We start from the raw sequence: 25467 nt of genomic DNA, 5'->3' as shown, positions 1-25467 counted from the left end.
GTCGGGACCTGCCCCTCGGCCCATCGGGCCCGTGGAGAACCACGAAGCCAAAGATCACACCCGGACGGTGAACTCCAACGTCCCCTCATCCGTAATGGGTTGGGGCTGTAACCGAAGCAATACCCCGCGTGCACGTGCATCTGCGCGTGCCAACGCTTATGCATTCGCACGTGAAACACAGCTATGATCCGGGACAGTTGACACATGCACCTTGTACCCCGGGAGCGACTCGTGCACCACGCGTACAACGGCATGGCGGCCACAGAGCTCCATGGGGTCGTCTGGCAGAAGAGCCGACACAGCAACTCCCAAGGATCATGCGTGGAGTTCGCCAGACTGCCCGGTGGGGGCGTCGCCATGCGCAACTCCCGCCATCCCGACGGCCCCGCGCTCGTCTATACGCCTGCCGAGATAGAGGCGATGTTGTTGGGCGTCAAGGACGGGGAGTTTGACCATCTGATCGCGGGAAGCTGATCCCGCATCGCCCATGGTCCGACAACAAACCGTGTTTGCAGGTGAGTTGAAGGGCCTTACGGTGGGGCCGCCCATGACCTCCGCGGCACCGCAGAACAGAAACCCGGTCGGGCACACCGGCGTGTGACCGCAGGTGGCGTCGCCACTTGCGGTCACCGCTGGTGCACCCGCCGCCGAGGGAGTCGGTGTACCCGTCGTCGGACGAGGATGACGTGGGGGAGCCGTGAGCCATGGGGCGGTTCCGGGAGCCCGGCGCGCGCCGATGCCGTGGACCGCGCTCCGGTCGGCGCTGATATGCGCCGCCATCTGACAACGCGCGCCGTCGGTCACCGCCGCTGAAGCCGTGGTCGAGCACTGCTGAGGATGCATCAGATCCGATCGAGTGCCCACGGATGGAGAGAAGCGGGCCCGCCCCCCGAAAGCCGGGCCCGCTCCCCGGCTTGTCGGCCCGGTCCTGTACCGGCTCAGTGCAGCTGGAACAGGGCCCACACGACTTTGCCGTGCAGGGCCCCCGCGAGCGGATGCCACCCCCAGCTGTCGCTGTAGGAGTCCACCAGGAACAGGCCCCGGCCGGATTCGGCCGTGCCGCGGGGGTCCGGGAAGGGCACATCGTCGTCGAACGGCGTGCCGGGCGTCTCGGGGCTCGGGTCGCGCACCGCGCACACCAGACGTCCGGGCCAGCGCAGCAAGTGCAGTCGTACCGGCGGATGTTGGGCGTCATCGGCCGCATCTTCGGGCAGTGCGTGCCGGAGGGCATTGGTGACCAGTTCGGAGACGACGAGTGACACATCGTCGAAGCGGTCACTCAGGTCCCACTGTTGGAGTGTCGACCTGGTGAAGTGCCGTGCTCCGCGGACCGCTTCATAGCGGGCGGACAGCGAACACGAGGCCGAGCTTGAGACCCGCGAGGGACCCGTCGGAGGAAGGCCCTGCCTTAACGGCTTGAGCATGGTCGATCCATTCGTTCCCATGCGAGGCACTCCCTGGGGCAATCGCGGCTGTGGCGCTACAACACGAACGAGCACGCAGGTGCGGTGTAGACCATCGTTCCGAATGCGATGGGCAGATGCAAGGGCAGATGCACGTGCACGCGCCCGACCTGTCCCTTGCATGGTGATTCTTGGCTATATCTTTCCCGTGACTCTTTCATGGTCTTCCCAAGTGCTTCCTATTTCCGTAACTGAATGAGTACGCCCCGAAGTGTTTTGGTGGCAGAATCCCGCACTTGGGGTCTCGGGGGTGGCCCACTCTGTAGGTAGGTACGCAGCGGACCGAACGAGACAAAGGCGAAGGATGGGGAGGGTGGGAGTCGTGACCGCAGGCGAGTCGTGGGCCGCAGGGCCAGGGGGCGGTTCCGTGGTGCGGCGCATCCTGTTGGGTTCCCAGCTGAGGAGACTGCGCGAGTCGCGCGGTATCACCCGTGAGGCAGCCGGCTACTCGATCCGCGCATCGGAATCAAAGATCAGCCGTATGGAGTTGGGCCGGGTGAGCTTCAAGGCGCGGGACATCGAGGATCTGTTGACCCTCTACGGGGTCGCCGACGACGTGGAGCGCGAGTCCCTGCTCGGCCTCGCCAAAGAGGCCAATGTGGCCGGCTGGTGGCACAGTTACGGCGATGTGCTCCCTGGCTGGTTCCAGACCTATGTAGGACTGGAGGCCGCCGCCTCACACATCCGGCTCTACGAGGTGCAGTTCGTCCATGGACTGCTCCAGACCGAGGCGTACGCCCATGCTGTCGTCACCCGCGGTCAGCCGGGTGCCCGTCAGGCGGACGTCGATCGACGTGTCGCACTGCGCCTTGAGCGTCAGAAGCTGCTCGTCTCGGAGCGCCCGCCCGAAGTCCATGCGGTGCTCGACGAGGCCGCACTGCGCAGGCCCTATGGGGATCGCGCTGTGATGCAGGGGCAGTTGAAGCATCTGATCGAGATCTCGGAGCAGCCGAACGTCACTCTCCAAGTGATGCCCTTCAGCTTCGGTGGTCATGCGGGCGAGAGTGGTTCCTTTGCCATGCTTCGATTCCCCGAATCGGATCTGTCCGACATCGTCTATCTAGAGCAGTTGACCAGTGCGCTCTATCTGGACAAGCGCGAAGAAGTCGCCCAGTACGAACGGGTGATGAAGAGACTGCAAGAGGACAGTCCGGACCCGGCCGAGAGTCGCGATGTCCTCCGTGGTCTACTCCAACTCACATAAAGCGCAAGTATAGTGACGTGTCATCAGGCACGTTTATGTGAGGTTCCGACGACGGGTGAGGAATCGAGTCCTATGTCCCTGTTCACCGATCTGGCCTACCAGTACATCGATGGCGAGTGGAGGCCCGGTAGCGGCTCCTGGGACATCATCGATTTCAACCCCTACGACGGGGAGAAGCTCGCATCCATTACCGTGGCCACGGCCGCGGAGGTGGACCAGGCGTACCGTGCTGCCGAGCGTGCGCAGGTGGCATGGGGTGAGACCAGCCCCTACAGTCGGCGGGCCGTCTTCGAGAATGCTCTGCGCATCATCGAGGAACGGGAACAGGAGATCACCGAGGCGATCATCGCCGAACTCGGTGGTACGCACCTCAAGGCCGGCTTTGAACTGCATCTCGCCAAGGAGTTCCTGCGCGAGGCCATCCAGTTGGCCCTACGGCCCGAAGGCCGGATCCTCCCCTCCCCGGTGGACGGCAAGGAGAACCGCGTCTACCGGTTGCCCGTCGGGGTCGTCGGAGTGATCAGCCCCTTCAATTTCCCCTTCCTCCTGTCGATCAAATCGGTCGCGCCCTCACTGGCGCTCGGCAATGCCGTTGTCCTCAAACCGCATCAGAACACGCCGATCTGTGGTGGTTCCCTGGTGGGCAAGGTTTTCGAGGACGCGGGCCTGCCGCCAGGACTGCTCAATGTCGTGATCACGGACATAGCCGAAATCGGCGATGCATTGATCGAGCACCCGGTCCCCAAGGCGATCTCCTTCACGGGGTCGGACAGGGTCGGCCAACACGTCGCCGTGGTCTGTGCCGCGAATTTCAAACGCGCCATCCTGGAACTTGGCGGAAACAGTGCATTGATCGTCCTCGATGACGCGGATATCGACTATGCAGTGGATGCGGCTGTCTTCAGCCGATTCGTGCATCAGGGCCAGGTCTGCATGGCGGCCAATCGGGTGCTGGTGGACCGCTCGGTGGAGAAGGAGTTCACCGAGAAGTTCGTGGCCAAGGTGCGGACGCTCAAGGTGGGCGACCCTTCGGATCCCGCGACCCACATCGGCCCGCTGATCAATCCTCGGCAGGCCGACGCGGTCACGTCCCTGGTGGCCCAGACCGTGGCGGCGGGCGCCACCGCTCTGCTGCACGGCACTGCCGAAGGCAATCTGGTGGGGCCGTCGGTGCTGACCGGCATCGCCACCGATTCCCCCGTCCTCGGACAGGAGATCTTCGGACCGGTGGCGCTGATCGTGCCGTTCGACGGGGAGGACGAGGCGGTCCGGATCGCCAACGACACTCCGTACGGGCTCAGCGGTGCGGTGCACACCGCCAACATCGAGCGGGGTGTCCGGGTCGCCAAGCGCATCCACACCGGCATGATCCACATCAATGACAGCACTGTGCACGACGAGCCGATCGTCCCCTTCGGCGGGGAGAAGCACTCGGGCAGCGGGCGGCTGAACGGTGAGTCGATGATCGAGGCGTTTACGACCCAGAAGTGGATCTCGGTGCAGCACGGTCGCTCGCAGTTCCCGTTCTGACCGCATCGGCTCCCGTCCCCCAGGGCCCTCCTGGGATGACACGCTCTGAAGGCATTGAGGACCGGAGCTGTCCTCAATGCCTTCTAGTGTTTGCGGTGTCATCGGGAAGGCATCGGCCTCTCCTGGAGAATCAGGTTCCCGTCGGGGGCCGGAAGGGCGGACCCATGGTCACTCACGTACCCGCGGAGACTCCGGGCGACGAGCGCGGAGCACTGCTGCTCTTCGTCGAGGCGCAGCGAGGGGCGATTCGGCGGTCGGTCATGGGGCTGACCGAGGAACAGGCGGCGAGCCGTCCCAGTGCCAGTGAGTTGTCGCTGTCCGGCCTGCTCAAGCATGTGGCCGAAGGCGAACTGAACTGGTTGCGACTGGCCCAGCAGCGACCCAACGAGAGGCAGCACACGAAGGAGACCTGGGCGGACAGCTTCCGTCTGGTCGACGACGAGTCGATTCCGGGCGTGCTCGCCTTCTGGGATTCGGTCGCGCAGGAGACCGAGGAGTTCATCCGGTCCGTGCCCAGCCTGGACGACACCTTCCCGCTGCCCGAAGCCCCCTGGTTCCCCAAGGACGGTCGGGTCTCGATGCGGTGGTTGATGATCCACCTCGTGGAGGAGATCGCGCGCCACGCGGGCCACGCGGACATCATCCGGGAGTCCCTCGACGGCGCATCGGCCTTCGACCTGGTGGCCCTGGAGCGGCAGTCGGCCGCAGGATAGGGACCTTCGGGGGCCCTGGCTCGGACGAGTCCGGACAGGGCCCCGCCCCGTCTATCGGTCCGCTGTCCCCGGCGCGGTGTGCAGTACCGCCAGCCGGTCCAGAGCGTCCCGTACCGCTGTGCGCTCCTCCGGGGTCAGCGGGACGGAGGCCGCGCGTTCCAACAGCCGCTGTGCGAGCGGAGCATCACCGAGGCGATGGGCGATGTCGCCGCGCAGCACCAGCAGCCTGAGCAGTTGGGGCGCGGTGGGCTGTTCGTCCGTCAGCCCGAGCACGCGATCGATGATCTTGGCTGCTCCCGCTAGGTCCTGCTTCGAGTCGGCGAAGAGATCAGCGGTGTGCAGGGCCCGGCCGAAGGTGTCCTTGGGCGCCGGGCGATGGTGTCCGTCCGTGCCGGTGCTCTGGCCGATGCGGAGGGTGTTGCCGGTGGGGTCGGTGATCAGGAACTGGCGCATCCCGTAGGACATGTCCTTGAGCGGTCCGATGCGAGGAAGACCGCGGGTGGGGACCTTGCCGAGGTCGGCTTTGAGGCCGTCGCGGAAGGACGCGTGGAGTCCGTCCACATCATCGGTGAGCAGGTAGCAACCGGAGTGGGATGCGGCGGGGTCGTACCCCTTCATGCCGTAGAACTGGAGCTCGATCGAGCCGCGCTCGACCACGGCGTACGCATAGGGGCTCTGTTGGCGGAAGGTCGTCTCGAATCCCAGGGCGGTGTAGAAATCGACCACCGCCTGGATCAGGTCTGAGCGGCACGGGAGGAGCGGGATGGCCTTCTCGGTCATGCTTGCAGCGTAGTCAAATTTGAATACACTAGTCAAAGTTGTAGAGAAGGGTTTCGGTCGATGTCAGCGATCCGTCTGCTGGTCCTCGGAGCCGTGCGCCAGCACGGACGGGCGCACGGCTACCAGGTCCGCAACGACCTGGAGTTCTGGGGCGCACACGAGTGGTCCAACGCCAAGCCCGGCTCCATTTACCACGCGCTCAAGCAGATGGCGAAGCAGGATCTGCTGCGCGCCCACGAGGTGGCACCCTCCACGGTCGGCGGCCCGCCGCGTACGGAGTACGAACTCACCGAGCAGGGGTCGAAGGAGTTCTTCCGGCTGCTCCGGGAGTCCCTGACCGCCTATGACCAGCGGCTCGACGTGCTGTCGGCCGCGGTGGGCTTCATCGTGTACCTCCCCCGCGCCGAGGCGGTGGAGCTCCTGGAGGAGCGGATCCGGGGAATCGAGGACTGGCGGTCCTCCGTCACCGAGTACTACACGCCCGAAGCCGGCCCCGAGTCGCTCGGACACATCGGGGAGATCATGAGCCTCTGGGTGGCGTCCGCCGACTTCGGAGCCGAGTGGACGCGCGGTCTGATCGAGCGCATCGAGCGCGGCGCGTACACCTTCGAAGGCGAGGGCGATCCGTTCCGCGGGGTCCTCGCCGAGGGCGAGGAGAACCCCTATGCGACGGGCGAGGTCCACGCCGAGGACGCGCGGTAGCGCCCCTGGTCGCCGGCTCTGGCCCGCATCTGAACAGGCGTCGACGGGCGCGCGCCCCGCTCAGTGGTGGAAGGCGGTGGCCTTCGCGATGTCCGTACCCAAGGGACCCGGCTGCTTGCGCAACTCAGGCAGCAACCGGTCCAGGTCCTCGGCCAGCAGATCGGCGAGATCGGCGGAGAACCCGTTGCGGCACACCACACGCAGTACGGACAGGTCCTCCCGGTTCTTCGGGAAGGTGTACGCGGGAACCAGCCAGCCCTGCTCGCGCAGCCGCCGGGACACGTCGAAGACATCGAAGCTCTTCACTCCGGGGGCCGTGGTCACGGCGAAGACAGGGAGTTCGTCGCCCCGGGTGAGCAGCCGGAACTCGTCGATCGATGCGAACTGGTCCGAGAGCTTGCAGGCCACGTCCCGCGATGCCTGTTGCACCGCGCGATAGCCCTCCCAGCCCAGTCTCAGGAAGGTGTAGTACTGCGCCACGACCTGGGCGCCGGGGCGGGAGAAGTTCAGGGCGAAGGTGGGCATGTCGCCGCCGAGGTAGTTCACCCGGAAGACCAGTTCCTCGGGGAGTTCGTGCTGGGAACGCCACAGCGCCCAGCCGACACCCGGGTACACCAGGCCGTACTTGTGCCCGGATGTGTTGATCGACGAGACCCGGGGCAGCCGGAAGTCCCAGATCAGGTCCTCGTCGAGGAACGGCGCGACCATCGCGCCCGAGGCACCGTCCACATGGACCGGGACGTCCAGCCCGGTCCGCTCCTGGAGCGCGTCCAGTGCGGCGCAGATCTCCTGGACCGGCTCGTACGACCCGTCGAAGGTCGAGCCGAGCACGGCGATCACACCGATGGTGTTCTCGTCGCAGAGGTCCGCCGCTGCCTGCGGGTCGAGATGGAAGCGGTCGCCCTCCATCGGCACCAACCGGGGCTCGACCTCCCAGAAGTTGCAGAACTTGTCCCAGCACACCTGGACGTTGATGCCCATGACCAGATTGGGGCGGGCGGCCCCCGGGTACCGGTCGGCGTTGCGAGCCGACCAACGCCGTTTGAGCGCCATCCCCGCGAGCATCGCCGCCTCACTGGAGCCGGTGGTGGAACAGCCGACCGAAGCGGCGGGGTCCGGTGCGTGCCAGAGGTCCGCGAGCATCGCGACGCAGCGCCGCTCCAACTCCGCCGTCCGCGGGTACTCATCCTTGTCGATCATGTTCTTGTCCCGGCACTCACCCATCAACACCCCGGCCTGCGGCTCCATCCAAGTGGTGACGAAGGTGGCGAGGTTGAGCCGGGCGTTCCCGTCGAGCATGAGTTCGTCGTGGACGATCCGATAGGCGGTCATCGGCGGCATGGGCCCGTCCGGCAACCGGTGGGTGGGCGGTGCGGACGTCATTCCGCTGACGGGGTCGGCCTCACCGAAGAAGGGATTGAGCATGCGACTGCGTGGTTCCCCGTCGGAAGTCGACCCGCTGCCCCGTGTGCTGTCGGCGCCCCTGTGGAGTGACATCAGCCAAGCCGCCTTCCGGTAGCCGCGTCGCGGTGTTCCCTCCGGTCAGGCTCGTACGGTGAAACCAGGCCCGCAACGCGGGACGGCCACCCGGGGCCGTCCCCGGGCGGCTGTCTCTGTCTCAGTCGGCGGTGACCTTCGCGATGAACGCGTTGAGGTTGTCCAGGCTCCGGGCGGACTTCTCGGCGAGGGTCAGGCTCTCCTCGTACCGGGTCATACGGAGCTTCGGCTGCCGCTTGCCCCGGATGTAGAGCGAGCAGGCCAGATCGGCACAGACGTAGAGCCCGACCGTGTTGCCGTCGCGCCCCCGGGCCCCGCTGAGGGGCGCCACCAGCAGGTTCACGCCCGATGAGGCATGGCCGGTGAGACAGATGCCGCAGAGACTGGTCTTGACCGCGCTGGTCCGACTGGCCGCGGGTACGCGCAGTGCGATGCCCAGTGGGCCCTCGGCGCGCGGGACGACGATGTACGCGCGCAACGGCGCGGCCGGGTCGATCCACCCCAGGAAGTCCAGGTCCTGCCAGGTGAGCTCATGGAAGTCAGCGGGGAGCTTGAGCCGGCCCGCCTCGCCCTTGGAGCAGTTCACCAGGGACGTACGGATCTGCTTTTCGGTCAACGGGTCCACTGGGGGACCGTACCCAAGCCCACCGGTGGATGACATCGGGTTTTTTGCTGCCCAGCCGCTCGCCCGGCGCACCAACCGTGCTGCTGCACCGGTCAGCGACCCGTCACACGCCGGTGGAGTGAAGGACGGTGGCCGAGCCGGTCAGCCGCGGGGTGCGATCACCGCCGCCGTGCCATACGCACAGACCTCCGTGCCGACGTCCGCCGCCTCCGTCACATCGAAGCGGAACATCAGCACGGCGTTGGCTCCGCGCACCCTGGCCTGCTCGATGAGTCGGTCCATCGCCTGGTTGCGCGTCTCCACCAGCGTCTTGGTCAACCCCTTCAGCTCGCCGCCGATCATGGACTTGAGGCCCGCTCCGATCTGGCTCCCCAGATGGCGGGAGCGGACCGTGAGCCCGAAGACCTCACCGATGATCTGCCGCACCTCGTACCCGGGCACATCGTTGGTGGTGACCACCAGTACGTCCGGGTGGGGTCCCTGTCCACCGCCGAAGTCGTCGATGCCCATGCCGTCCGCCTTCCTTGGTGGGGGATTTCCCGTGCTCAGGGATTCCCCCATCGACCAACCGTCCCTTCGGCCCCAAGGGATTTCGTTGGACTTTGAACGCTTTTTGGGGCTTTACCGAGGAACCTCTGTCGCACAGCTTTGTACCGGTGCTGGCACAGTGCATCCTGAGGGGGCCGTTGGAACGCCTAGCAGGGCCGATGCGTTGATAGCGTGGGTCGGCGGCTGTCTTCGCCGATCCCCCGATCACCGATCTATGGCAGATCTCTGACTCATTGGAGCCAGGACCTCGTGACTACCCTCGCGCTCGGACCGAGCTGGCTGGACCCGGACTACCTGATCAACACCTTCGGCCTCATCGGCGTCCTGGTCATCGTCTTCGCCGAGTCAGGTCTGCTCATCGGGTTCTTCCTGCCGGGTGACTCGCTGCTGTTCACCACCGGTCTGCTGGTGACCACGGGCACGCTCGGCACCCTGCCCCTGTGGGCCATCTGCTCCCTGATCGTCCTCGCGGCCGTCATAGGGGACCAGGTCGGCTATCTCTTCGGGCGCAAGGTCGGCCCCGCCCTCTTCAAGCGGCCCGACTCCCGCCTCTTCAAGCAGGAGAACGTCGAGAAGGCCCACGAGTTCTTCGAGAAGTACGGCCCGAAGTCGCTCGTCCTCGCGCGCTTCGTCCCCATCGTGCGGACGTTCACCCCGATCATCGCCGGTGTCAGCCGGATGAACTACCGCTCGTTCATCACGTACAACATCGTCGGCGGTGTGCTGTGGGGCGCGGGCGTGACCCTGTTGGGCGCCATGCTCGGCAAGATTGACTTCGTGCACCAGCACATCGAGAAGATCCTCATCCTGATCGTGCTGCTCTCGGTGCTTCCGATCGTGATCGAGGTGCTGCGCGCCCGCTCCCAGGGCAAGAAGGCCGCTGCTGCCACTGCCGTCACCCCTGACGAAGGCGGTCAGGGCCCGGTGCAGCGCGGTCGGCACGCCAAGCGCTGAGCGCTGCTGCCTCTCGTTGGCCTTCCGCTGCGGTCCCCGCGTACGACTCGTACGCGGGGACCGTGCGTTTTTAGAAGCCTCGGGTCCGCTTCGCCGCCCGTCGCGGTTCCGTCAGCTCGGCGCCACCGCGTACCCGCAGGAAGAGACGGGAGATCTCACCGCCCAGGTTCACCCCGATCGCGATGGCCAGGGCCAGCGCGGCGGCCTTCGAGAGGGACGCGAGGCCGGTGTTCAGTTCGCCCTGGGCGATGGCCAGCAGACCGAAGTACGTTGCGCTACCGGGCAACAGCGGTCCGATCGCCGCCGTGACATAGGGCAGTGCGGAAGCAAATCGATAGCGCGACAACATCTGTCCGAACAGGCCCACCAGCCCCGCTGCCGCGGCCGTCGCCGCGACCGGTGGCACGTCCGCCGTGTCCGCCAGCGCGCCGTAGACCACCCAGGCGACCCCGCCGTTCAAGGTCACCAGCAAGACCGTGTCCCGCTCCTGTTGGAGCAGCACGGCGAAGCACAGTGACAGCGCCATCGCGGCCAACAACTGGACCTCGGGGCGTTCGATGGCGTGCACCGCGGTCTCGGGGGTCAGGCTCGCATCCAACGCGAGCCCCAGATAGAGCACGCTCAACACCCCGACCACGATCCCGACGATCAGATAGCCGACCTCCAGGAGTCGCGCCGCCGCCGTGATGTAGAAGCCGGTCAGGCCGTCCTGGACGCCCGCCACCAGGGCGCGTCCGGGAATCAGGGCGAACAGTCCACCGGTGATCACCGCCGAGGCCCGCACATCGAACGGAGACAGGGTGAGGGCGACCCCCATCGCGGCGGGGGGCATGGCCGCGGCCACGAACTGGTAGAACTCCGGCAGCCCACGCCCCGCGAACAGCCAGGCCAACCGGTCACCGAGCATGGCCCCGATCGCCGCCGCCAGGAAGACCAGCTCATTGCCGCCGACCAGGACGGACGCCGCTCCTGCCAGCAGACCGCCGGCCACCGTGAGTGCCCAACCGGGGTACGGGTGGCGATTGCGGCGTATCTCCGCGAGCCGGCGGTACGCCTCCTCCAACGTCACCCCGGTCTCGGGGGTGCTGATGTCGTGCACCAGTCGGTAGACGGCGGCCAGTCGGGTGTAGTCGGTCGCCCTGCGGCGAACCGTCCGGTTGGCGGTCACCGGGTCGTCGACCAGGGAGGGCTGGTAGGTGATGGACAGCAGGGTGAAGGTGACGGTGGGCTCACAGCGGTCGAGCCCGTAGGAGTGTGTGATCGCAAACATCGCGGCCTCGACGTCCTCCGCGCCCTCGCCGCCCGCGAGGAGCAGTTCGCCGATCCGCAGGGTCAGGTCGAGCACCCGCGGGACGGCCGGTCCGCCCTCTTCATGGCGTTGGGCGGTCTCCGGGATGGGCCGTTCGCCCACCGGCATCCGCAGCATCGTGCGCATCCGGTCCTGCCAGGGGGCGTCCTTGACCAGCCGCACCTCGGCGATGCCCTGGGCCGGAGTGAAGGCCGGTGGGGAGTGCCGGGCGCTGTACGTGCTGGGGGGAGCGAAGGCGGAACCTTCCTGCTCGATCGGTACCTCGGCGGTCGTACCGGCCGGAACGGAGAACTCCGACGTCGGCTGGTCCTCCTCCGGGGCTTCGGGAACGCCGAAACCGGCAGGCGGGGTGAAGGCCGAATGGGCCTCGTCGGACAGGGGCTTCTCCGAGCCCTGTCGATCGGCGACCTGCGGTGACCGCCATGTGCCGTCCCGGCCACGGCGGTCCTGCCCCCGTGCGTCCTCCGGACCCCGTGGCCCGGGGTCCCGTGGACCTCGACCTTCCGGCTCCGCCACCACGTACCGTCCTCACTCCCTCGGCCAATGCCGGTTCAGGGCCAGTATGTGCGCGAACCCGAAGGCGCGCTGAGGCGTCGCCCCGCTTCCGCGGCATCCCGCCCCCGGGCCCGTACGCAGGTGATCTGCTGCCCACGCACCACGGGCGGGACACCCCCGAAGGGTGTCCCGCCCGTGGTGGCGTCGTGGTGCCGCGGTGTCAGTGTGCGCCGCCCTGCGCCTCAAGGCGCTTGTAGGAAGCCTCGATCTCGGCCTCGGCCTCGGTCCGGCCCACCCAGTTGGCGCCCTCGACGGACTTGCCGGGCTCAAGGTCCTTGTAGACCTCGAAGAAGTGCTGGATCTCCAGGCGGTCGAACTCCGACACGTGGTGGATGTCGCGCAGGTGCTCGACGCGCGGGTCGGAGGCCGGTACGCAGAGCAGCTTGTCGTCGCCACCCGCCTCATCGGTCATGCGGAACATGCCGATGGCACGGCACTTGATCAGACAGCCGGGGAAGGTCGGCTCGTCCAGGATGACCAGCGCGTCCAGCGGGTCGCCGTCCTCGCCGAGGGTGTTCTCGACGAAGCCGTAGTCGGCCGGGTAACTGGTCGAGGTGAAGAGTCGACGGTCCAGGCGGATACGACCCGACTCGTGGTCCACCTCGTACTTGTTCCGCGAACCCTTCGGGATCTCGATGGTGACGTCGAACTCCACGGGTGGCTCCTCCATGATCAACACATACGTCCGGTGATGCTGTGCCCTCCCGGGGACATCCCCGGACCCCCAGACGAGTGGCCGATGGCCCTGACCGGGGGTGCCGTGCTCGCGGCAAGACGCAGTTCTGGTGATTAAGTGTCCCTCACGCAGGTGTGTGATCGCGAAAGGGGCTGGTCGAGGTGCCGGTGCTCAAGACGTGGCAGCTCGCCGCGGGCGCCGCCGTGGTGGGGTTGGCCCTCGCCGCCGGGGCGGTGGCCGCGGCCGGTCCCTGGGACTCCGGCCAGCGTAAGGCCGAAAAGCAGTGGGCGGCTGCACGGAGTACGGCAGGTGGCGCAGATCACCGCCGACCGGTCGGCCAACGGCCCGCACCCGCCCCCAGCGCACCCGGTGTGCTCACCGCGATCGGTACCGTTCGAGCCACGACCGGGCCGGCCGACGGGAAGCCCGTCGTCGGGCTCGGCAATGAGTTGGGCACCCTCCTGCGCGACCCTGGCCTCGGACCGCTCCGCACGGCCAGCGTCGTCGATGTCTCGACGGGACGACAGGTCTTCGGGCAGGACGCGGCCAAACCGATGGCGCCCGCATCCACCGTCAAGGTCGCCACCGCTGTTGCGGCCCTGGCCGCGTTGGGGCCCGATCACCGCATCCCCACCACCGCTGTGCTCTCCGCCGACGGCCGGGAGTTGACCCTCGTCGGGGGCGGTGATGCCACGCTGAGCCAGTCCGCCCTCGCCACTCTCGCCGACCGTGCCGCCACCGTTCTGCGCCAACGGTCGGCGACGGCCGTGCGGCTCACCTACGACAAGTCCCTCTACCGGGGGCCGGTCCGACACCGCATCGGCAAGAACGGCAACCTGGCCCCCGTCACCGCGCTCATGGTCGACCAGGGGCGCAAGGACCCCACCGCGACCGGCGACTCGGAACGGGTCGCCGACCCCGCGGGCGCCGCGGCCCGTGCCTTCGAACAACTGCTGGAGGCGCGCGGGATCCGAGTGATCACCAAGCCGGCCGCCACCGTGGTGCCCCGTACGGCCGAACCCGTGGCGCGCGTGATGTCCGCCCCGCTCTCCGCCCTGGTCGAACGGATGTTGACCGACAGCGACAACGACCTTGCGGAGGCACTCGCCCGACAGACTGCGCTCGCCTCCCGACAGGAGGCGAGCTTCGCCGGTGGTGGACGTGCGGTGCACCAGCGATTGGCCGGCCTCGGACTGCCCCTGACGGGGGCACGGCTGACCGACGGCAGCGGACTCGACCGTTCCGCCCGGGTCTCAGCGCGCCTCCTGACCGCACTGCTCAGCCGAGCGGCCGATCCCTCGAAGCCCGAATTGCGATCGGTCCTCACGGGGCTCCCCATCGCCGGATTCAGTGGGACGCTCGAATCCCGATACGCGGACGCATCCCCCGGGACAGGGCTGGTTCGCGCCAAAACGGGGACGCTCACCGGTGTGAGCTCACTGGCCGGAACGGTGGTCTCCGCCGACGGTCGACTCCTGGCCTTCGCCTTCCTCGCCGGCAAGACCCCTTCCCGCGACGAGGCCCAACCGGCGCTCGACCGGCTTGCGACGGCCCTCATCTCGTAGCGCTTCATGGTGCTTGCGGGGGACGGTGAACCACCAACGAGCACCAACGAGCACAGAACCGAGCACAGACAGGTGCGGACAGGCATCCACTAGCCATCCGCCCGACCGCCGGACGCGCGTACCCCCGCGGTGCCGGTGCCGGCGTTGCTACGGGTGTCGGTGTCTGTTGTCGTGGTCTGTCGCGTGGTCTATTGCGTGGTCTGTTGGCATGGGCTGCATCCTTCTGCCGGACCTGATCCCGCCCCGCCGACACGGCCCCGGCCGGCCGAACCGCCCGCGTCCCACCGCGGCCCATCCGCCCCCGCCGCCGCTCACCCGTTCCACCAGGCGGCATTCATCACCTCACCGCAGCCCGGACCCACCACGTACGGTTGACGCATGACGAGCATCGGTGGTGCCGAGATGGTCGACTGGAATCTCGCGGTGGCGACCGCGACCCGCCTCGTGCGGCCAGGGCCTGACGTGAGCAAGGACGAGGCGCGTGCGGTCGTCGCCGAGCTAAGGCGACACGCAAAAGCCTCCGAAGAACATGTACGGGGCTTCACCCGGATGATCCCCGAGAGCCATCAGCCCGAGGACACCCCCGTCCTGGTGGTGGACCGGGCCGGCTGGATCAAGGCGAACGTCGCGGGCTTCCGCGAACTGCTGAAACCCCTGCTGGAGAAGATGCAGGACCGCCGCTCAGGCGGCCCCGGCGGCGCGATGCTGGGCGCAGTGGGGGGCAAGGTCACCGGTGTCGAGTTGGGGATGCTGCTGTCCTTCCTCGCCTCCCGGGTCCTCGGCCAGTACGAGACATTCGCGCCGGCCACCCGTGATCTGCCGGCAGGTGCCAACGGTGGCGGACGGCTGCTGCTGGTCGCCCCCAACATCGTGCACGTCGAGCGGGAACTCGACGTCGACCCCCATGACTTCCGGCTCTGGGTCTGCCTGCACGAGGAGACCCACCGCACGCAGTTCACCGGAGTGCCCTGGCTGCGCGACCATCTGCAAGGGGAGATCCAGTCCTTCCTCGGGGAGACGGAGATGGACCCGATGACGGTCCTGGAACGCCTCCGTGAGGCCGCCCAATCACTGTCGGGTGCGCGTCCCGAAGGCGAGCGGGACGACGGCGGACGCTCCATCGTGGAACTGGTCCAGACGCCGGCACAGCGCGAGATCCTCGGCCGGCTCACCGCCGTGATGTCCCTGCTCGAAGGGCACGCCGACTTTGTGATGGACGGCGTGGGCCCGGCCGTGGTCCCGTCGGTGGCCGAGATCCGGGAGAAGTTCCAACAGCGCAGGGCCCGCGGAGCGAGTCGACTCGACCAGGCGCTCCGCAAGCTCCTGGGCCTCGATGCGAAGCTGCGCCAGTACCGCGACGGAGAGCGCTTCGTCAGGGCCGTTGTGGAGGAGGTGGGCATGGACGGCTTCAACCGGGTCTGGACCTCTCCCAACACCCTCCCGACCAAGTCGGAGATCGCCAAACCCGCCGACTGGGTTGCGCGGGTGCATCGAAAGGCAGACTCCTAGGCGGCGGAGGGCCGTGCGCCCTCAGGGGGTCGGGGGACGCCCCCCGGAGGGCGCAGCATCACCCATCCGAGGGACCGTAGCCCGTAGATAGGCGTGCGATGCTCGGGGAACGGCTCGGTTCTGTCACCATCGACGCACTCTGAGTGACTTTCTCCCACTCGGAAGCGTTCGAGTCTCAGAACCACCGAAACATCAGACCTCGAAGCTCCGAAGCTCCCGCTCCGACTCGACCGAGGCACCCCCCATCCTCTCCACGAAGGGCACCGGACATGGGTCCCCATCCAGCGGTCGCGGCGATACGCCTGGCGGTCCGCCGCGTACTCCACGACGTACTCAACGAATACTCCTCCCACCTCGCGCAGGGCACCCCCGCCCAACCCGCCGAGCGTGCGACGCGCCTGAGCCACGCGGCTGCTGCCGCCTGTGCCACCGCCTCCGTGCCTGCGGCGCCCTCCGGAGCCGCGAGCCCCGCGGCGCGCTCCGGCTCCTTCGGCTCGGGCTCCCGCGACCAGGCCCCGTTCCACCCCGGCTGTGCCACCCCCGCCGGACAGCCGCCCCTCGTGCTCGTCGCCTGCTCCGGCGGCGCCGACTCGATGGCCCTCGCCTCCGCCCTTGCCTTCGAGGCCCGCAAACTCTCCGTCCGCGCCGGCGGCATCACCGTCGACCACGGCCTCCAGGACGGTTCCGACCTGCGTGCCGCCGAGGTGGCGGTCCGGCTCTCCTCGATGGGACTCGACCCCGTCGAAGCGGTCACCGTGGAAGTGGGGCGCGAAGGCGGCCCCGAAGCCGCCGCCCGGGACGCCCGCTACGCAGCCCTCGACGAGGCCGCCGAACGCCACGGCGCCGCCGCCGTGCTCCTCGGTCACACCCGCGACGACCAAGCGGAAACCGTCCTGCTGGGTCTCGCTCGCGGTTCCGGTATCCGCTCGCTCTCCGGAATGGCGGCCGTCTCCGGCTCCTACGGGCGCTACCGTCGCCCCTTCCTCCAGATCGACCGGCAGACCGCACGCAAGGCGTGCATGGTGCAGTCGCTGCCCGTCTGGGACGACCCCCACAACGCCGACCCCGCGTACACCCGCTCCCGACTGCGTCACGAGGGCCTGCCGGCCCTGGAGAAGGCGTTGGGCAAGGGCGTCGTCGAAGCCCTGGCACGTACCGCGCAACTCTCCCGTGACGACGCGGACGCCCTCGACAGTTGGGCCGCCGACGCGGAGACATCCGTACGGGACGACAGCGGCCAACTGGAATGCGCCAAGCTCTACGCCCTGCCGCCCGCCGTCCGGCGCCGGGTGTTGCGGCGGGCCGTGATCGAGGCGGGTGCGCCGGCCGGCTCGCTCTTCGCCCGTCACATCGAGGAAGTCGATCGGCTCATCACCGGTTGGCGGGGTCAGGGGGGCATCAATCTGCCCGGCCGCGTCGAGGCGCGCCGGCAGAGTGGCAGACTTGTCATCCGGCAAGGCTGACGCAGTCGCGGCACAAGCACAGCGGCTGAGGTCACCCGGGAACGCTCCCTGAGCCCAGGCACGCACCGCGCTGGGCCCGGGGACACGCCCGGACCCCGGATCGCCAGGCCGTGCTGAACCGGGGCAGCCCCGGAACCCGCTCGAAAGAAAGCGACCGCGTGAACGAGAAGGACATGGGCACCGACCTTCAGTCGGTGCTCATCACCAAGGAAGAGATCGACGCGAAGCTGACGGAGCTCGCCGCGAAGATCGACGCTGAGTACGCGGGCAAGGATCTGCTTCTCGTCGGTGTCCTCAAGGGCGCAGTGATGGTGATGGCGGACCTGGCACGGTCCCTTTCCAGCGCCGTCACCATGGACTGGATGGCCGTGTCGTCCTACGGCGCGGGTACCCAGTCCTCCGGCGTCGTCCGCATCCTCAAGGACCTCGACACCGACATCAAGGGCAAGCACGTCCTGATCGTCGAGGACATCATCGACTCCGGGCTCACCCTGTCCTGGCTGCTCTCCAACCTCGGCTCGCGCGAGCCGGCCTCCATCGAGGTCTGCACACTGCTGCGCAAGCCGGACGCGGCGAAGGTCGCGATCGACGTGAAGTGGATCGGGTTCGACATTCCGAACGAGTTCGTCGTTGGGTATGGGCTTGATTACTCGGAGAAGTACCGCAATCTCCCCTTCGTCGGTACGCTCGCGCCCCACGTTTACGGCGGCTGAGCCAGGAGGGGCGGGGCCAACGGGAACCATGGCCCGTCTCGCGCCGTTGGAGCATGGGAGGGCGGGTTTGTCAGCCGTACCGTGCGGTCACGGTGGCGATGCTGGGGTACCGTCCGAAGAACAGTCTTTTCTCACAGCAGCATTTACCTACGGGCAGGAGGGACGGGGCGAATCCGCTCCGTATGGATGGACGTGAAGCGATACTTCCGTGGGCCGGTCATGTGGATCGTGCTGGCCGTCCTCGCCGTGGTCGTGTTGATGAATGTCGTCGGCTCGTCCGGCGGCTACAAGACAGTGGACACCGGCCAGGTCGTCCAGGCGATCGACAAGAACCAGGTCGACTCGGTCAAGCTGACCACCGGCGACGAGCAGATCATCAAGGTCGACCTGAAGGACGACGTCAAGGTCAAGGGCAGCAACAAGATCCAGGCGAGCTACATCGGCACCCAGGGTGCCGATCTCGCCGACAAGCTTCAGGCGAAGTACGAGGCCGGTGACATCGAGGACGGATACACCGTCTCGCCGTCGAAGCAGAGCCCGTTCATCTCGGTGCTGCTCTCGCTGCTGCCCTTCGTGCTGATCGTCGTGGTCTTCCTGTTCCTGATGAACCAGATGCAGGGCGGCGGCTCCCGAGTCATGAACTTCGGGAAGTCCAAGGCCAAGCTGATCACCAAGGACACTCCGAAGACGACCTTCGCCGATGTGGCGGGGTCCGACGAGGCCGTCGAGGAACTCCACGAGATCAAGGAGTTCCTCCAGGAGCCGGCCAAGTTCCAGGCGGTCGGCGCCAAGATTCCCAAGGGCGTGCTGCTGTACGGCCCGCCCGGTACGGGCAAGACGTTGCTCGCCCGTGCCGTCGCCGGTGAGGCCGGCGTTCCGTTCTACTCGATCTCCGGCTCCGACTTCGTCGAGATGTTCGTCGGTGTCGGTGCCTCCCGAGTGCGCGACCTCTTCGAGCAGGCGAAGGCGAACGCTCCGGCGATCGTCTTCGTCGATGAGATCGACGCCGTCGGGCGGCACCGTGGCGCCGGTCTCGGCGGTGGGCACGACGAGCGGGAGCAGACGCTCAACCAGCTCCTCGTCGAGATGGACGGTTTCGATGTGAAGGGTGGCGTCATCCTGATCGCCGCCACCAACCGCCCTGACATCCTCGACCCGGCGCTGCTGCGGCCCGGCCGTTTCGACCGGCAGATCGCGGTCGACCGTCCGGACATGCAGGGCCGTCTGGAGATCCTCAAGGTTCACCAGAAGGGCAAGCCGGTCGCTCCGGACGTGGACCTGGGCGCTGTCGCCCGGCGTACGCCCGGTTTCACCGGCGCCGACCTGTCGAACGTGCTGAACGAAGCCGCGCTGCTCACCGCACGCGGCGACAAGAAGCTGATCGACAATCACGCACTGGACGAGGCGATCGACCGTGTGGTCGCGGGCCCGCAGAAGCGGACCCGCATCATGTCGGACAAGGAGAAGAAGATCACCGCGTACCACGAGGGCGGTCACGCCCTGGTCGCGGCGGCTTCACCGAACTCCGACCCGGTACACAAGATCACGATCCTCTCCCGTGGTCGGGCCCTGGGTTACACCATGGTCCTGCCGGAAGAGGACAAGTACTCGACCACGCGCAACGAGATGCTCGACCAACTGGCCTACATGCTGGGCGGGCGCGCGGCCGAGGAGCTCGTGTTCCACGACCCGACCACCGGCGCTGCGAACGACATCGAGAAGGCCACGACAACGGCCCGCGCGATGGTCACGCAGTACGGCATGACGGAGCGGCTCGGCGCGATCAAGTTCGGTGGCGACAACACCGAGCCCTTCCTGGGCCGGGAGATGTCGCACCAGCGGGATTACTCCGAAGAGGTCGCGGCACTGGTCGACGAAGAGGTCAAGAAGCTCATCGAGACCGCGCACAACGAAGCGTGGGAAATTCTCGTCGAGAATCGTGACGTCCTCGACAACCTCGTTCTCGAATTGCTGGAGAAGGAGACGCTGGGCAAGGAACAGATCGCGGAGGTCTTCGCGACGATCGTGAAGCGTCCGGCTCGCCCGGCGTGGACCGGCTCCTCCCGTCGTACGCCTTCGACGCGTCCTCCGGTGCTCTCGCCGAAGGAGTTGGCGCTGACCAACGGCGCCAACGGGGCGGTGGCGGGTAACGGCTCGACACCCACCGAAGCCGCGCCGAATGTCGAAGCGGCACCGGAAGAGCGTCCGGAGAGCTGAGGTCAGGGGCGGTGTCGCTCTGATCACACCGCTTCCAGGATGGCTGCCGCGTCCCCCCAGGTTTTAGCCTGGGGGGACGCGGCATTTGTATGACCGCAGGCCAGAGCAAGAGGAACGAGGCACACATGACCGACCCGGTGACGCTGGACGGCGAAGGTACGACCGGTGATTTCGACGAGAAACGAGCCGAGAACGCCGTACGCGAGTTGCTCATCGCGGTTGGGGAGGACCCGGACCGAGAGGGCCTGCGGGAGACCCCTGCGCGGGTTGCCCGGGCCTATCGGGAGATCTTCGCCGGTCTGTGGCAGAAGCCCAGCGATGTGCTCACCACGACGTTCGACCTCGGCCATGACGAGATGGTCCTGGTCAAGGACATCGAAGTCATGAGCAGCTGTGAGCACCATCTGGTCCCGTTCGTCGGGGTGGCGCACGTCGGCTACATCCCGTCCAGCGACGGGAAGATCACGGGCCTGTCCAAGCTGGCCCGGCTGGTGGATGTGTTCGCTCGCCGTCCGCAGGTGCAGGAACGGTTGACCACGCAGATCGCGGACTCGCTGATGGAGATCCTGGAGCCGCGCGGGGTCATCGTGGTGGTCGAGTGCGAGCACATGTGCATGACGATGCGAGGAGTCCGCAAGCCAGGTGCAAAAACGATCACCTCGGCGGTCCGGGGGCAGCTGCGGGACCCCGCGACCCGTAATGAGGCCATGAGTCTGATCATGGCCCGCTAGGTCGTGTCCTCGACGTCCGGGGCTGTTGCGCAGCGGGTGAGCTCGGTGGCATCGGCCAGCCCCCGGGGTGCTCGGTCCCGCTTCGCCAGGGCGTGGTCAGGGCGCAGATAGCGGGGGCAGTGGGTTCGGGGGCCTGCGGGTCCGGACCCAGCGGGGGAGCAGGGCCAGGGGCGCCCCAGAGTTCGGCAGCTTGTGGCAGGGCCCCTGGTAGCGGCTCGGGCGGTTCCTTGTCGTTCCCCAGTGGGGTCAGGCCCCACTCTCTGGTGGGGTCAGGCTGAATCCCCCGGAGATTCGCGGAGTCTAGGCGTGAGCCGGGCCCGGCCCTGTGGTGCTGCCGGGATCGCTGTCGTCGGGGAGGCGGCACACCCGCTCCAGGAAGAACGCCGCCGCGATCACCGCGATCCCCGCCACGACGGAGAACCCCGCGTAGATCGCCTGGTCCCGTCGGGACGGAATGTCCAGCGAGCCCAGCAGGAACACCCCGGTCCCCCCGTACATCCCGCTCACCAGCGCCGCGACCAAGGCACTCGCCTGGCCGAAGACCACCGCTCGCGCGGCCATCAGCGGTTCCACTCCCTTGGCTCCCGGCCGGCGCTCCCGCTGGGCCTTCAGTCGGGAACGCAGGGACAGTGCTGTGGCCGTCAGTACGGCGGCGATCGCGGCCAGCACGATGGGAGCGGCCAGGGGGACGCTCGGCAGACTGCCGAAGGACTCCCAGAGACGGGCGCCGGCCCAGGACAGCACGCCGGCACCGGCGAAGAGACCGGCCAGCACTCCGAGCCGTAGTTGCTTCACCGAGAGAGCACGCCCTTCCTCACCTTGCCGTCCCACTGAAAAAGATCATGCGAAGGTGCACGGTGGAGCGCACCTTCAACGCAAGAGCCTAACGACTACTCCGGCAGCCGAAGTTCCAGATCGGTGCGGGCGAGCACACCGTTCTGGCCCACGCCCTGCAACAGCCCCGCCACCGGACCATGGCCCGGCAACTGGGCCTCCGGGTCGACTTCGAGCCAGGGAGCCAGCACGAAGGCCCGCTGGTGGGCCCGCGGGTGGGGCAGGGTGAGCGCAGGGTCGTCCGACTCGACGTCCGCGTACGTGACGATGTCGACGTCTATGGTCCGCGGGCCCCAACGCTCCTCGCGAACCCGGTCGAACGCCTCCTCGATGGCCTGTCCGCGCTCCAGGAGGGACACCGGCGGCAGGGTCGTCTTCAGCACCACCACCGCATTGAAGTAGGACGGCTGCGAGCCGGGGTCCACACCCCAGGGTTCGGTCTCGTACACCGGGGAGACGGCTTTGACACGGACCCCGGGGGTGTCCTCCAGGGCGTCGATCGCACCCTGGAGGGTCTCCAAGCGGTTGCCCAGGTTCGAGCCGAGGGAGATCACGGCACGCTTGGGGTTGGACAGGGTGGCGTCTGCCGCGTCCACCTGCTCGACGACGGAAGCCGGAACCGGCTGCACGGTGGGGTCGCTCATACTCGGCTCCGGGTGATGGTGATGGTGACATCGTCGAAGGGCACCGTGATCGGTGCGTCCGGTTTGTGGACCACCACCTCGACCTCTTCGACGCCGTCGTGTTTGAGACAGGTTCTGGCGATGCGCTCGGCCAGAGTTTCGATGAGGTCGACGGGCTCGCCCTCGACGACCGCCACGACCTCCTCTGCCACGACGCCGTAGTGCACGGTCTTCGCGAGGTCGTCGTCGGCCGCTGCGGGGCGGGTGTCGAGGCTGAGCACCAGGTCGACGATGAAGGTCTGCCCCTCCTCGCGCTCCCGGGGGAAGACGCCATGGTGCCCGCGGGCCTTGAGGCCGCGCAGCGCGACACGATCCACGCGAATCACTCCTGCTGTCGTAGGTCTGACGGGCAGCGGACCGCTGCCGAGCAGTCCGTGTCCCCATTCGAATCTACCTGCGACCACTGACACCGTTCGCTCACGGGGTGCGGTGGCGGGGCCTGCTGGCGGCTGGATCGAGCGTTTGCCCGGGGCATGATCGGCCAAACCCCCCGGGGCGGGGCGCATCGGCCGTCGCTCATGGCGTCCACGGCGGGCTACGGGAGGCGTTGCTAGGCCGGGGACTCCTCGTCGTCCCCGCCCGTCTCCTCGTCGTCGCTCTCGGTGAGGACGGGCGAGCCGTGGTGCGACCAGATCCGCCACCCCTCCGGCGTACGGCGGAAGACGTTGGTGGCGACCACCAGCTGACCCACGAGGGGTCCCAGTTCGCCGCTCTCCTCCGCCGGTCCTCCGCTGAGGATGTTCTCCGTACAGGTGACGAGCGCGGTGTCACCGGCGAGGCTCACCTGCACATCGGTCAGGAAGAACTGGATGTACTCGGTGTTGGCCATGATCAGTGCATAGGAACGCAGCACCTCGCCCCGGCCCGAGAGCACCGGCCAGCCGGGGTGGATACAGGAGATCTGGTCGTCCAGCCAGAGGTCGGAGAGGGCCTGGAAGTCCCCTCGTTCCATCGTTTCGTAGAACGTGGTGTTGGCCTCTTCGACCAACTCGATGTCGGTACGGCTCACCGGGCGGCCTCGACGGCGCGTGCGACCCGTACGGCGTCGGCGGTGGCCTGCACCTCATGGACCCGTACGGCCCAGGCGCCCTCGTGGGCGGCTATGGCGGAGACCGCGGCGGTGGCCGCGTCCCGTTCCCTGGCGCGCGGAGGTGTGCCGCCCTTGGCCAGTACATGGCCGAGGAATCGCTTCCGGGAGGCGGCGACCAGCAGGGGGCGACCGAGGCTCCGAAGATCACGGAGGTGGGCCACCAGCGCCAGATCGTGCGCGGCCTCCTTGGCGAAGCCCAGGCCGGGATCGATGACGATGCGATCGGGGTGGATACCGCCGTCGACCACGGCCTCCATACGGCTGCGCAGCTCAGCGGTGACCTCGGCGACCACGTCCTCGTAGACCGCCCGGCTGTTCATGTCGTGGCTGAAGCCCCGCCAGTGCATGACGACGAAGGGCACCTCCGCCGCGGCGACCGCGGGAACCATCTCGGGGTCGGCCAGCCCTCCGCTGACGTCGTTGACGAGGGCTGCGCCGGCGGCGACCGCCTCGGCGGCCACCCGGGCCCGCATGGTGTCCACGGAGACGGTGGCGCCTTCGGCGACCAGGCCGCGCACGACGGGGACGACGCGGCGCAGCTCCTCCTCCTCGTCGACCCGGCTGGCACCGGGGCGGGTGGACTCACCGCCGACGTCGACGAGATCGGCTCCGTCGGCGACGAGGTCCAGGCCGCGTTTGACCGCGGCGGTGGTGTCGAACCAGCGACCGCCGTCCGAGAAGGAGTCGGGTGTCACATTGACGACTCCCATGACCGCACAGCGACCCCACTCCGGCAACCCGCGCAACGTACTCATACGTCCAGCCTAGGCCCGCCGGCCGACAGCCGCGGCCTCCGGTGCCGCTCCACCCGCGGGCGGTGGCCCGTGACGCGTCCTGCGGTACGAGCCGGTCCCTGTCCGGCCACGGCCGCTCGGGACCGGTTCCGTCATGGCCGCTCGGGCCCGGTGGGGACCGTACCGATCGAGTCCAGTGCGACAGCGGTACGGGGAAGGTCCTGGGCATCGGCGTCGATGGAGCGTCGCAGCGCCTCATGGAGCCTCCCCGGGGTGAGGACCCCGAGGAAGCGTCCCGACTCCCCGTCGACGACCGCGATCCACCCCGCGTCGTGCTGCAACATCGTGGCGAACGCCTGCTTGAGCGAAGCGCCCAGCGGTAGGCGGGCATCCATCCGACGGGCGCGCTCGCGCACGGTCGTCGACCCGACCGCGGCGTCGCGTGCGTGCTCGGCGGAGAGCCAGCCGTGCAGATGACCCGAACCGTCGAGGACGACGGCCCAGCGTGCGCCGAGTTCGCCGGGCAGCGGATCGTCGAGGCGCACGATCGGGGGCTGCTCCAGATCGCCCTCCTCGATGGGGGTCACCGACAGGCGCTTGAGGCCGCGGTCGGCGCCCACGAAGTCCGCGACGTACGAGGTGGCCGGGGTACCGAGCACCGCCGCCGGGGCGTCGAACTGCTCGATCCTGCCCTGTCCGTAGACGGCGATGCGATCGCCGAGCCGCACGGCCTCCTCGATGTCGTGGGTCACGAACAGGACGGTCTTGCGGACCTGCGACTGGAGCTTGAGGAACTCGTTCTGGAGGTGCTCGCGCACCACGGGGTCCACGGCGCCGAACGGCTCGTCCATGAGCAGGACGGGCGGATCGGCGGCCAGTGCCCGGGCCACCCCCACGCGTTGGCGCTGGCCGCCGGAGAGCTGCTCCGGGTAGCGGTCCCCGTAGACGGATGGGTCGAGACCCACCAGGTCCAGCAGTTCGGCGGCCCGGGCCCGGGCCTTCGACCGCTGCCAACCGAGCAGATGGGGCACGGTCGCGGTGTTCTCCAGAACGGTCTTGTGGGGGAAGAGGCCGACCTGCTGGATGACATAGCCGATGCGGCGGCGCAGGGTGACCGGATCGACGGTGGAGATGTCCTCGCCGTCCACGGATATGCGCCCGCTGGTCGGTTCGATGAGGCGGTTGACCATCTTCATCGTCGTGGTCTTGCCGCAGCCGGACGGGCCGACCAGGGTGACCAGTTCGCCCTGGGCCACCTCGAACGACAGGTCGTCCACGGCGGTGGTCCCGTCCGGGTAGCGCTTGGTGACGTTCTCGAAAAGGATCATGGTTCCCCCTTGTGGCGGGTGCTGTGTGAAGGCCGTGTTGCCG

The 25467-nt window shown here is 67.9% G+C and carries 25 protein-coding genes; 12 read left to right on the top strand and 13 right to left on the bottom strand.

The annotated features are described in order from the left end of the window. Window positions 1-231: 231 nt before the first annotated feature. Window positions 232-474 (top strand): DUF397 domain-containing protein, encoded by a 243-nt coding sequence (locus tag ACFXJL_RS29240; protein WP_329027681.1) that lies wholly within the window; start codon window positions 232-234, stop codon window positions 472-474. A gap of 464 nt (window positions 475-938) precedes the next feature. Here ACFXJL_RS29240 and ACFXJL_RS29235 read toward each other — a convergent pair whose 3' ends face one another. Next, complete coding sequence (locus ACFXJL_RS29235) at window positions 939-1445, bottom strand: ATP-binding protein (RefSeq protein WP_384697254.1); 507 nt, start codon at window positions 1443-1445, stop codon at window positions 939-941. A gap of 322 nt (window positions 1446-1767) precedes the next feature. Between ACFXJL_RS29235 and ACFXJL_RS29230 the strand changes: the two genes are divergently transcribed. The 3 genes from ACFXJL_RS29230 to ACFXJL_RS29220 all read left to right on the top strand — a co-directional run bounded on the left by ACFXJL_RS29230 (window position 1768) and on the right by ACFXJL_RS29220 (window position 4910). Beyond that, on the top strand, window positions 1768-2667 hold the full coding sequence (locus tag ACFXJL_RS29230; RefSeq protein WP_383532498.1) for a helix-turn-helix domain-containing protein: 900 nt from the start codon (window positions 1768-1770) through the stop codon (window positions 2665-2667). A 72-nt stretch (window positions 2668-2739) separates the two neighbouring features. Beyond that, a complete protein-coding gene (locus ACFXJL_RS29225) occupies window positions 2740-4197 on the top strand; it encodes an aldehyde dehydrogenase family protein (protein ID WP_358876601.1) in 1458 nt (485 codons plus the stop codon). A gap of 164 nt (window positions 4198-4361) precedes the next feature. After that, entirely contained in the window at window positions 4362-4910 is a 549-nt protein-coding gene (locus ACFXJL_RS29220; RefSeq protein WP_384636198.1) for a DinB family protein, read from the top strand. A gap of 51 nt (window positions 4911-4961) precedes the next feature. Here the strand turns inward: ACFXJL_RS29220 and ACFXJL_RS29215 are convergent, their stop codons facing one another. Beyond that, window positions 4962-5690 (bottom strand): bleomycin resistance protein, encoded by a 729-nt coding sequence (locus ACFXJL_RS29215; protein WP_384697250.1) that lies wholly within the window; start codon window positions 5688-5690, stop codon window positions 4962-4964. Between the two features lie 60 nt (window positions 5691-5750). Between ACFXJL_RS29215 and ACFXJL_RS29210 the strand changes: the two genes are divergently transcribed. Further along, window positions 5751-6392, top strand: a complete 642-nt coding sequence (locus tag ACFXJL_RS29210; RefSeq protein WP_329021751.1) for a PadR family transcriptional regulator — start codon at window positions 5751-5753, stop codon at window positions 6390-6392. Window positions 6393-6452: 60 nt separating this feature from the next. Here ACFXJL_RS29210 and ACFXJL_RS29205 read toward each other — a convergent pair whose 3' ends face one another. The 3 genes from ACFXJL_RS29205 to ACFXJL_RS29195 all read right to left on the bottom strand — a co-directional run bounded on the left by ACFXJL_RS29205 (window position 6453) and on the right by ACFXJL_RS29195 (window position 9024). Continuing rightward, window positions 6453-7889: a glutamate decarboxylase gene (locus ACFXJL_RS29205; RefSeq protein ID WP_384636205.1), complete on the bottom strand. Its 1437-nt coding sequence runs from the start codon at window positions 7887-7889 to the stop codon at window positions 6453-6455. A 121-nt stretch (window positions 7890-8010) separates the two neighbouring features. Beyond that, window positions 8011-8514 carry an FBP domain-containing protein gene (locus ACFXJL_RS29200; protein ID WP_358876597.1) on the bottom strand — a complete coding sequence of 168 codons (504 nt, stop codon included), beginning with the start codon at window positions 8512-8514 and terminating at the stop codon, window positions 8011-8013. 141 nt (window positions 8515-8655) lie between these two features. After that, the gene (locus tag ACFXJL_RS29195; RefSeq protein WP_329021756.1) at window positions 8656-9024 is read right to left on the bottom strand and encodes a YbjQ family protein; all 369 of its coding nucleotides are present in this window, start codon (window positions 9022-9024) and stop codon (window positions 8656-8658) included. A gap of 288 nt (window positions 9025-9312) precedes the next feature. On the opposite strand from ACFXJL_RS29195, the gene ACFXJL_RS29190 reads away from it, so the two are divergent. Next, the gene (locus tag ACFXJL_RS29190) at window positions 9313-10017 is read left to right on the top strand and encodes a DedA family protein (RefSeq protein ID WP_384697246.1); all 705 of its coding nucleotides are present in this window, start codon (window positions 9313-9315) and stop codon (window positions 10015-10017) included. 70 nt (window positions 10018-10087) lie between these two features. Here ACFXJL_RS29190 and ACFXJL_RS29185 read toward each other — a convergent pair whose 3' ends face one another. Further along, window positions 10088-11842 carry a threonine/serine exporter ThrE family protein gene (locus ACFXJL_RS29185; protein ID WP_384636209.1) on the bottom strand — a complete coding sequence of 585 codons (1755 nt, stop codon included), beginning with the start codon at window positions 11840-11842 and terminating at the stop codon, window positions 10088-10090. Between the two features lie 199 nt (window positions 11843-12041). After that, window positions 12042-12536, bottom strand: a complete 495-nt coding sequence (locus ACFXJL_RS29180) for an inorganic diphosphatase (protein ID WP_250921645.1) — start codon at window positions 12534-12536, stop codon at window positions 12042-12044. 182 nt (window positions 12537-12718) lie between these two features. On the opposite strand from ACFXJL_RS29180, the gene dacB reads away from it, so the two are divergent. From dacB to folE, 6 genes are all read left to right on the top strand, one after another. Beyond that, window positions 12719-14122: a D-alanyl-D-alanine carboxypeptidase/D-alanyl-D-alanine-endopeptidase gene (gene dacB, locus ACFXJL_RS29175; protein WP_384697243.1), complete on the top strand. Its 1404-nt coding sequence runs from the start codon at window positions 12719-12721 to the stop codon at window positions 14120-14122. Between the two features lie 378 nt (window positions 14123-14500). Beyond that, on the top strand, window positions 14501-15631 hold the full coding sequence (locus tag ACFXJL_RS29170; protein ID WP_358876594.1) for a zinc-dependent metalloprotease: 1131 nt from the start codon (window positions 14501-14503) through the stop codon (window positions 15629-15631). A gap of 269 nt (window positions 15632-15900) precedes the next feature. After that, the gene (tilS, locus tag ACFXJL_RS29165; protein WP_384697240.1) at window positions 15901-17094 is read left to right on the top strand and encodes a tRNA lysidine(34) synthetase TilS; all 1194 of its coding nucleotides are present in this window, start codon (window positions 15901-15903) and stop codon (window positions 17092-17094) included. A gap of 173 nt (window positions 17095-17267) precedes the next feature. Beyond that, window positions 17268-17807 (top strand): hypoxanthine phosphoribosyltransferase, encoded by a 540-nt coding sequence (gene hpt / locus ACFXJL_RS29160; RefSeq protein WP_329027685.1) that lies wholly within the window; start codon window positions 17268-17270, stop codon window positions 17805-17807. 186 nt (window positions 17808-17993) lie between these two features. After that, entirely contained in the window at window positions 17994-20024 is a 2031-nt protein-coding gene (gene ftsH / locus ACFXJL_RS29155; protein ID WP_358876592.1) for an ATP-dependent zinc metalloprotease FtsH, read from the top strand. A gap of 125 nt (window positions 20025-20149) precedes the next feature. Continuing rightward, complete coding sequence (folE, locus tag ACFXJL_RS29150; protein ID WP_358876591.1) at window positions 20150-20755, top strand: GTP cyclohydrolase I FolE; 606 nt, start codon at window positions 20150-20152, stop codon at window positions 20753-20755. A gap of 300 nt (window positions 20756-21055) precedes the next feature. Here folE and ACFXJL_RS29145 read toward each other — a convergent pair whose 3' ends face one another. The 6 genes from ACFXJL_RS29145 to ACFXJL_RS29120 all read right to left on the bottom strand — a co-directional run bounded on the left by ACFXJL_RS29145 (window position 21056) and on the right by ACFXJL_RS29120 (window position 25424). Then, the gene (locus ACFXJL_RS29145) at window positions 21056-21550 is read right to left on the bottom strand and encodes a DUF3180 domain-containing protein (RefSeq protein WP_358877060.1); all 495 of its coding nucleotides are present in this window, start codon (window positions 21548-21550) and stop codon (window positions 21056-21058) included. A gap of 95 nt (window positions 21551-21645) precedes the next feature. Continuing rightward, on the bottom strand, window positions 21646-22233 hold the full coding sequence (gene folK, locus ACFXJL_RS29140; RefSeq protein ID WP_358876590.1) for a 2-amino-4-hydroxy-6-hydroxymethyldihydropteridine diphosphokinase: 588 nt from the start codon (window positions 22231-22233) through the stop codon (window positions 21646-21648). Further along, on the bottom strand, window positions 22230-22589 hold the full coding sequence (gene folB / locus ACFXJL_RS29135; protein ID WP_329021774.1) for a dihydroneopterin aldolase: 360 nt from the start codon (window positions 22587-22589) through the stop codon (window positions 22230-22232). The genes folK and folB overlap by 4 nt, the downstream gene beginning before the upstream one ends. Window positions 22590-22822: 233 nt before the next feature. After that, window positions 22823-23281, bottom strand: coding sequence for a nuclear transport factor 2 family protein (locus ACFXJL_RS29130; RefSeq protein ID WP_329021775.1), 459 nt, complete (start codon window positions 23279-23281; stop codon window positions 22823-22825). Further along, window positions 23278-24117, bottom strand: a complete 840-nt coding sequence (gene folP / locus ACFXJL_RS29125; protein WP_358876589.1) for a dihydropteroate synthase — start codon at window positions 24115-24117, stop codon at window positions 23278-23280. The genes ACFXJL_RS29130 and folP overlap by 4 nt, the downstream gene beginning before the upstream one ends. Window positions 24118-24248: 131 nt before the next feature. Continuing rightward, a complete protein-coding gene (locus tag ACFXJL_RS29120; protein WP_384697234.1) occupies window positions 24249-25424 on the bottom strand; it encodes an ABC transporter ATP-binding protein in 1176 nt (391 codons plus the stop codon). Between the last annotated feature and the right edge of the window lie 43 nt (window positions 25425-25467).

Origin of the sequence: Streptomyces sp. NPDC059256 (assembly GCF_042753785.1) — a bacterium.
In the GTDB taxonomy this organism is placed as follows: domain Bacteria; phylum Actinomycetota; class Actinomycetes; order Streptomycetales; family Streptomycetaceae; genus Streptomyces.
Note: the sequence above shows the minus strand (reverse complement) of the source record. Positions and strands in the feature narration are given on the sequence as shown.

Coding starts and splice junctions, on each gene's coding strand:
- ACFXJL_RS29235 (WP_384697254.1), bottom strand. CDS start 1,445: ATGGGAACGAATGGATCGACCATGCTCAAGCCGTTAAGGCAGGGCCTT.
- ACFXJL_RS29230 (WP_383532498.1), top strand. CDS start 1,768: ATGGGGAGGGTGGGAGTCGTGACCGCAGGCGAGTCGTGGGCCGCAGGG.
- ACFXJL_RS29225 (WP_358876601.1), top strand. CDS start 2,740: ATGTCCCTGTTCACCGATCTGGCCTACCAGTACATCGATGGCGAGTGG.
- ACFXJL_RS29220 (WP_384636198.1), top strand. CDS start 4,362: ATGGTCACTCACGTACCCGCGGAGACTCCGGGCGACGAGCGCGGAGCA.
- ACFXJL_RS29215 (WP_384697250.1), bottom strand. CDS start 5,690: ATGACCGAGAAGGCCATCCCGCTCCTCCCGTGCCGCTCAGACCTGATC.
- ACFXJL_RS29210 (WP_329021751.1), top strand. CDS start 5,751: ATGTCAGCGATCCGTCTGCTGGTCCTCGGAGCCGTGCGCCAGCACGGA.
- ACFXJL_RS29205 (WP_384636205.1), bottom strand. CDS start 7,889: ATGTCACTCCACAGGGGCGCCGACAGCACACGGGGCAGCGGGTCGACT.
- ACFXJL_RS29195 (WP_329021756.1), bottom strand. CDS start 9,024: ATGGGCATCGACGACTTCGGCGGTGGACAGGGACCCCACCCGGACGTA.
- ACFXJL_RS29170 (WP_358876594.1), top strand. CDS start 14,501: ATGACGAGCATCGGTGGTGCCGAGATGGTCGACTGGAATCTCGCGGTG.
- tilS (WP_384697240.1), top strand. CDS start 15,901: ATGGGTCCCCATCCAGCGGTCGCGGCGATACGCCTGGCGGTCCGCCGC.
- hpt (WP_329027685.1), top strand. CDS start 17,268: ATGGGCACCGACCTTCAGTCGGTGCTCATCACCAAGGAAGAGATCGAC.
- ftsH (WP_358876592.1), top strand. CDS start 17,994: ATGGACGTGAAGCGATACTTCCGTGGGCCGGTCATGTGGATCGTGCTG.
- folE (WP_358876591.1), top strand. CDS start 20,150: ATGACCGACCCGGTGACGCTGGACGGCGAAGGTACGACCGGTGATTTC.
- folK (WP_358876590.1), bottom strand. CDS start 22,233: ATGAGCGACCCCACCGTGCAGCCGGTTCCGGCTTCCGTCGTCGAGCAG.
- folP (WP_358876589.1), bottom strand. CDS start 24,117: ATGAGTACGTTGCGCGGGTTGCCGGAGTGGGGTCGCTGTGCGGTCATG.
- ACFXJL_RS29120 (WP_384697234.1), bottom strand. CDS start 25,424: ATGATCCTTTTCGAGAACGTCACCAAGCGCTACCCGGACGGGACCACC.